The sequence below is a fragment of the Candidatus Woesearchaeota archaeon genome (assembly GCA_003694805.1).
Classification (GTDB): Archaea; Nanobdellota; Nanobdellia; order Woesearchaeales; family J110; genus J110.
In genome coordinates this window covers 1-7,034 of sequence record RFJU01000149.1, presented here as the reverse complement: position 1 = coordinate 7,034, position 7,034 = coordinate 1, and the positions used below count along the sequence as shown (strand labels likewise).

Genomic DNA, 7,034 nt, shown 5'->3' with positions numbered 1-7,034 from the left:
TTTATGCCTTGTGCTACTCAGCCCCCCCCCAAAAAAAAAACAATCTTCAAAAAAAAAGAAAAGTTCAAAAAAAAGAAAAGCAGCACTACGAAAACCTTTCAGAAATCGGGAAGCGCAGAGGCGCCACGACGATTAGCGAATCACAACAACCCGCCAACTACCACAACCAGCCGCCCTTTATTCGCTAACACTGCTTCCATCGCGTGCTAGCGCCGCTCTCAGGTTCCTTACCACCGCCAGGTTTTCTTCCGTCTTCGCAAACCCCGGCTCGAGGGACCGGACCTTCTCTAAATATTCAATGACTTCATCCAACCCCTCCACGCTCGGCAAAGGCTCTTGACGCAGCAGAGCCGCCTTATTCATTGCAAGATCATACCAGTAATTCGGCGAAGCATCGTTGAGCGCTACCAGTGCTGACAACTGCTGCGCGGCGAGGTCAAACGCTCCCAACTCGTTGTAGAGCGTCGCGAGATTGTACCTCGCCCGCTCATACGAACTGTCCAGTGCGACCGCGGCTTCAAACGCGTCCCTCGCCTCAGCCGTTCTCCCCAATTGGTGCGCGAGCACGCCAAAATCATTAAGGGCTCGCTTATCATCAGGAAAGTTCTCCTTTGCTACCCGAAGAAGTGCAAAGGCAAGCTCAGGATTCCTTTCAGCCACCGCCTTTGCCATCACGCGAAACACCTCGCCAGAATCAAACACGTCACGAACATCCCTCACAGCACCCTCGTGAACAACCCTGCCCGCCTTGCTCGCAATGCTTTGCGACGAAGCAAGAACGAAAAGGAGAACAAAAACACCAACAAAAATCCTGCCTGCCACGCCTCGAAAAACACGCTGCGAAAAAACAGCGTTCCTTGAAGATGCCTTCCCTAACGATTCCTTCCTTACCAACAACCTTCGCCGCACGAAACTCACCTCGCCAAGCCAACGCTTCTCTTCTTATAGCAGTATAGCCGCCAATGGTTTAAATACTTTATGCAAGACACAACGCGTCCTCAACCACGCCCCCCTGCGAACCCAGCTCTTTCTGCACTCCAACTATCCCCCAACAACGAAGGCGTAGCACGATTGTACACGCTACGTTGGATCAACTTCCTTTGAAGCAGACCCGATTTTCTTATCATCCAAGAAGAACTCAACCTCAACAGAAAACGGCGCCTCATCGTTTACGGAAAAGAGCGTCACAGGATTATCAATGAAGAGCGTGCCAGAAAAATGCTCTCCTTCCCCGATCGTGCGGAACTTGAGCACGTCGTACGGCCTGAGCGGGTCGGACTCCAAAATCGTGTGCCAATCATCCAACCGCCCCCGGTCGTCGTGAATGTACACTTCACCCTCCAATCCTTCCATCTTCTCCTCCCCATTCTTAATATCGACATCCAAAGAGAGAATTTTAATCTTCCCTGTTGTAGGGTTGATTTCAAAGTCCACACCCGTAATCGCAAACACTCGCTTCCCAGGCGTCACCTCCGCCGACTCATTGGCGGCGCCGCCAGACTCGTTCTTCTCACCGCCCATCACGTCCTTGCTCGGCAGGCTGGCATGGCAGGCACCCTCGTAAAAGAAGGCACCATTCATCTCGCTGCAGCGCCCGCCGCAGTCAACATTCACTTCGTCCCCATCCTTGACACCGTTGCTACAAAGCGCTTCAACCGACGTGCTGTCGCTGGCGCTCCCAGAAGTATTTGCTCCTCCTGCCGCGAGCGCGACATCGGAACCATTCCCCGCCACGTGCACGGCAACACCTGCCTGCTCCTCGCCCGGGCAATCCCTCGTCCACCCAATGATCGCAACGATAATGAGAGCAACGATGAGAAGGTAGTAGATCAGCCGCTCAACAAAAAGCGAATCGATCGTGATCGTTATTTGAGCCATACTCTTTTTTCTCTTCAAGAACTCCCTTTTAAACTTTTCTTCTTTTTGCTCTTCTTCAGTTCTGCTACAGACTTCTCTCCCACGACGGACTTTGATGCCTGCACGCTACTTTTTTCTTCGGCGCTTCTTGCTCACCACTAATGACTGGATGAGCTCATCGTTCTTTCTCGCCTCCTTGCTCTTCGACTCGTGCTTGCGCCGCTTCTTTTCCTTCTCTTCGTGCACCTCTGCGTCGTCATCAAGAACAACAACTTCTTCTTGCGCCGGCTCCACCTCTTCAATATCCTTGACGAGTTCGGAGAGCATCTCCGCATCCTTCTTTTGCCCCTCGTGCCGAAACGGTTCATACAATTCAGGATCCAACCCGTCCTCGAGCTCTTCAGGCTTGGGAACGATATCCAAGGGAATCTCTTTTCTTCTCCCCAGCTTAATCTTAATCAAGGACCCTTTTCCACGCTCCTTCCCTTCCTCCTCACCACCCTCCGTTGCCGTTTTGGCAGCAGGAGCATGCTCTTTTGCTTCTTCCGTGCGTGATGTTGCCTCCCCCTCCGGGGCGACATTCACGGCAATAAGCGGCTTTGCCCCTTTGTTTTCCTGACCTGCATCATCACTCCGTACAGGGGGAGGACCTTCGACCTTGAGCGAGCGCCGAATGGCATCCTCCCTGCACAGCGCCAAGAACTCGCGCGGCCCCCCCTTCAACCTCCCCGCAAGGGTGCGCAAACGCCGCTTATCAAACGGAAACAACCCCTGCCCCCCAACGAAAGCAATTCTTCTCCGAATCATCTCCTCAAGCTCATCAGCAGAGAGCTTTGGCAGCGTGATGCGAAGATCGTCCTTCACACCCTTCGCTTTGAGCGGAAGCTTGTGCAAACCTTTCGTCCGCCCCGCCACGATGACATGAGCACCCTCCATCCTCGCAATACGCAAGAGCAATTCAACACCGCCCTTGCTCAGAAGATGCCCGTTATCTACCAGGACAAGCGTCTTGCGCTTCTTCACTTTGCGAGCAACCAGCGCCAAAAGTTCTTCTTTTGACAGCTTCTCTTGTGGTCGCGTGATGAACTTCTCATACACGCTCAGAAGGCTTTGCACAATCCAAGAAAAAAGACGCTGTTCATCCGAGAGGTTTTTCTCATCCTCCACGAGTACAACCCGCATGCTCCCCCCGTGCGCCTCAACTTGCTCACGCAACCACCGCAGCAGTATCGTCTTCCCAAACCCACTCTCTCCCGCAATGGTCCCAAACGAGTAGCCTTTGAGCAGGAACAAATTAATCTTCTCCCGTGCACGCTCAAACCCGACACACATGCGAGACGCTGGTTCAAAAATAACATCTTCAAAGGGATCCCTCTGATAGCCCAGCTTCTTCACCCAATCCAGAACCAATCCTTGCGCCATACTCATCATTCCCATGAAAACAGGACTTTATAAATATAACTGATGCGTATACTCGTTACGAGCAACGACAGCGGGAAGCCAGAACGCGACCGTACAACCATTGCCAACGCCGCCAGTCCACGCCAACACCGTCAATCCCACGCCAATGAACGAACACAAAAAAAAACGAACACAACAACCCCACGAAAATGAACATCAAAAAAAACAGCGCCTTGCTTTGCCAAACGACGCAACGAAACCCAAAGCATAAAAAAAAAGACTGTGAAGGCCCGCAAGAACCAAGCCCCTGCTAACAAGACCGCCCTCACTCCTTCTTTTCAACACTGACGTCTGCGGGAGCACGCTCCTCTGCAGTTCCTTTCTCAACGGCCTCTTTCTTCACGGCCTTTTTTCCCTCGCCAGCGTCTTCTTCAGGCACGGGCGCTGAAGCCTTCACCTTCGCAGGTGCTTTGAGCCGATCAGCAACAACAATACTAAAAAATCGCAACTCACAGGAACGCAGGGCTGTAATCTTTCCCAAACGCTCCTTCAAGAACCGCTGCAACTTCATCTGCAAGAGCTCCTCAACAAACTTCTCGTACGAGTACGACTTCCCCAGCTCGCGCAAAACCTCCCTCGCTGCGAGACGCAGCTTGGTCTGCACGGCCTTGGAAACACGCGTGTGTGTAATAATGATCGGCTTGGCACGCACAACGTAATTATCCGCTGTTCTCAAAAGAAAGCTATCCGCAACCTTATCCCTGCGCTTCCTCACCAAGCGCTTCATAAACTGCGGGCTCAACTCGTACCCCACCAGCCTCGTATGCGCTTTTTCATCTTTCACACTCGTCACAACGAAGTGCAAGCTCACATGCTGCTTTTTCATATCGCCCAAAACCGCCATGGCATTCACTTTCAGCAAGCGATGCAAGGCATTCTCTGGAGCAACCAGTGGCATCTCACCCAGAAGACAATGAGCAAAGAGTGCAGGCCCCACAACTGGCACCCACTTCTTCTTTTTCACCTTAATCTTCAACGATTTTTCAGCCATACCGCCCTTGCGAATCCCAAGCAATTTATAAACGTTTTGGGTTTGTGCACCGACAAAGCCCCACAAGACACGTCCGAAGACCCTTCCTAAATGTCTAAGTCAACAACGTCCCGCGCGTGCTCCTCAATGAACTTGCGCCTGGACTCAACCTCATCCCCCATCAAAATACTGAACATTTGATCTGCCTCAACCGCGTCCTCAATCTTCACCTGTTTGAGCACTCGCCGGCGAGGATCCATCGTCGTCTCCCACAACTGCTCAGGATTCATTTCACCCAGACCTTTATAGCGCTGAATCGATACACCTTGTTCCCCAATGCGCGCCACGAGATCGTCTCGCTCCTTTTCGGTTTGCACATACCACTTCTGCTTCCCCTTCTTCACCAGGAAAAGCGGCGGCTGACCAATGAACAAATACCCGTTCTCAATGACCCCTCGCATGTACCGAAAAAAGAACGTCAAAAGCAACGTTGCAATATGATTCCCGTCAGTGTCAGCATCGGTAAGGATGATAATTTTATGGTATCGTAGCCGCTCTACAGAGAACTCGTCTCCGACACCGCAGCCAAGCGCGCTAATCAACGTGCTAATCTCCTGCGACGCCATCACCTTGTTAATACGCGCTTTCTCAACGTTCAAAATCTTTCCTCGCAACGGCAAAATCGCCTGAAACTCTTTGGACCTGCCCTGCTTGGCAGACCCCCCTGCAGAATCACCCTCTACAATGAAGAGTTCCGCCTTAGCAGGATCCTTCTCTTGACAATCAGCAAGCTTTCCAGGCAAGGAATGGCTGCTCAGTGCATTCTTGCGCCTTGTTAATTCACGTGCCTTACGTGCGGCCTCCCTGGCAACCGCGGCGCCCACGGCCTTTTCAATGACCCGCTTGCCAACCGCGGGGTTTTCTTCTAAAAACGACTGCAGCCCCTCGCTCACCAAGGAATCAACAATCCCCTTGACTTCAGAATTCCCCAGCTTCGTCTTCGTTTGACCCTCGAACTGCGGCTCAGGAACCCGCAGCGAAATAATAGCCGTCAAGCCTTCCCTCACGTCGTCACTGGAGAGCTTGAGCTTCTTGAGCAAGCCACGCGATTCCCCGTAGCTATTGAGCGTGCGCGTCAGCGCCGTCTTGAACCCGGAAAGATGCGTCCCACCCTCATGCGTATTAATATTATTCACGAACGAATGAACATTCTCTGTATAACTATCTGTGTACTGCAATGCCACTTCGAGATGTACACTCCCCTTCTCTTTCTCAAGAACAATAACGTCGTGCAAAGTGTTCTTGTTCTCATTCAAAAATTGTACAAAGCTCACAATTCCGCCGTCAAACAAAAACTCTTTCTTCTTCCCCGAACGCTCATCCTGCAAGATGATGTGCACGCCTTTGTTGAGGAACGCTAGCTCCCGGAGCCTGCGACCAAGCACTTCAAAATCAAACGCGGTTGTCTCTGTAAAAATAGTTTTGTCAGGAAGAAACGTTACTTTCGTCCCTGAATGCTCAGCCCTCCCCTTCTCGATGAGTTTGGACACCGGCGCTCCACGCTCATACCTCTGCCAAAACACTTTGCCGTCTCTGCGAACTTCAACTTCGAGCCATTCTGACAAGGCGTTCACTACCGAAACGCCGACTCCGTGAAGGCCCCCGGAGACTTTGTATGAGTCCTTGTCAAACTTGCCTCCTGCGTGAAGCTTTGTCATCACAACTTCAACAGCAGGAATACCAAGCTTAGGATGCACATCAACAGGGATCCCTCTGCCATCATCTTCAACAGAACACGACCCGTCTTTGTGCAGAACAACGATGATTGTCGTGCACGCGCCGGCCATTGCCTCATCAATCGCGTTGTCAACAACTTCATACACCAAGTGATGCAAGCCAGTGGCTCCTGTGCTTCCAATATACATCCCGGGACGCTTGCGGACCGCCTCAAGACCGCCCAGGACCGTTATGTGATTCGCGTCGTACTTTCCAGTCATACTCTCAACCACGCGGCGCGGCAAACAACCCGCCTTTTCTTTAAAAAACGCAATAGAGAGGTGTTTTTAAGCTTATCGGAAGGGCGAAGGCACGTCCTCAACCCCAACAGCAGCTCACTCTGCAGAAAAAGCCAACGCTGCCTATCAAAGAAACACACCATCAAAGAAACACACTAAAGAAACAGTACCAAGAACTACGCTCGACGAAGAAACAAACGAAGCACGTTACGAACCGGGCACCGCATACCCGACACTATATCGGTTCCGATAGGTTAGCGAACGCTTGGCGCGACACCCGACACGCCTACCCGTACCACACCCCTCTACTTGCATTGCTTTCGAACGCACTGCCGCCGTGTTTGAACACATTGTAATTGAACGTTTGAACGTCTCCACTGTCCACTCATTCACTCGCGTCTTCAAATACGACCAACAACTGCGCGTCGAAAAAAGGAAAACTTCTTGACCTTTGCCGGGCTGAACTCATCTTCAAACCCTTGCTCGTCTTCCCGTGTTTCAAACTCAACCCATTCTTCATCCATTCCTTACCACCTCCTCTTGGCATTGATTCCTGGCTTAAACGAATTCCCTGCCAGCACCCCTCTTCGCGCCGGGCAAAATGCCCGGCCATGATTTTTTTGAACCCCGCAAGCGACCTTTATACGCGGACGTCCTAAAAGGAGCAAACCCACGAGCAAATATATAACTATTCTTTATATCAAATATAAAATATATATACTTTATACCCG

The 7,034-nt window shown here is 51.5% G+C and carries 7 protein-coding genes; 2 read left to right on the top strand and 5 right to left on the bottom strand.

The window, feature by feature from the left end; translation table 11 throughout:
- Positions 1-188 (top strand): hypothetical protein (locus tag D6783_05540; protein ID RME52212.1); only part of this gene is annotated, 188 nt, incomplete at its 5' end.
- Here D6783_05540 and D6783_05535 read toward each other — a convergent pair.
- On the bottom strand, positions 178-672 hold the full coding sequence (locus tag D6783_05535) for a hypothetical protein (protein ID RME52211.1): 495 nt from the start codon (positions 670-672) through the stop codon (positions 178-180). The genes D6783_05540 and D6783_05535 overlap by 11 nt on opposite strands.
- An 85-nt stretch (positions 673-757) precedes the next feature.
- Here D6783_05535 and D6783_05530 point away from each other — a divergent pair, with 85 nt between their 5' ends.
- On the top strand, positions 758-1,066 hold the full coding sequence (locus tag D6783_05530; protein RME52210.1) for a hypothetical protein: 309 nt from the start codon (positions 758-760) through the stop codon (positions 1,064-1,066).
- 14 nt (positions 1,067-1,080) lie between these two features.
- On the opposite strand, the gene D6783_05525 is transcribed toward D6783_05530, so the two are convergent.
- From D6783_05525 to gyrB, 4 genes are all read right to left on the bottom strand, one after another.
- On the bottom strand, positions 1,081-1,878 hold the full coding sequence (locus D6783_05525; GenBank protein ID RME52209.1) for a hypothetical protein: 798 nt from the start codon (positions 1,876-1,878) through the stop codon (positions 1,081-1,083).
- Between the two features lie 105 nt (positions 1,879-1,983).
- Positions 1,984-3,294, bottom strand: a complete 1,311-nt coding sequence (locus D6783_05520) for a hypothetical protein (GenBank protein ID RME52208.1) — start codon at positions 3,292-3,294, stop codon at positions 1,984-1,986.
- A gap of 289 nt (positions 3,295-3,583) precedes the next feature.
- Positions 3,584-4,309 (bottom strand): hypothetical protein, encoded by a 726-nt coding sequence (locus D6783_05515; GenBank protein RME52207.1) that lies wholly within the window; start codon positions 4,307-4,309, stop codon positions 3,584-3,586.
- An 86-nt stretch (positions 4,310-4,395) separates the two neighbouring features.
- The gene (gyrB, locus tag D6783_05510; GenBank protein RME52206.1) at positions 4,396-6,285 is read right to left on the bottom strand and encodes a DNA topoisomerase (ATP-hydrolyzing) subunit B; all 1,890 of its coding nucleotides are present in this window, start codon (positions 6,283-6,285) and stop codon (positions 4,396-4,398) included.
- Positions 6,286-7,034 lie beyond the last annotated feature (749 nt).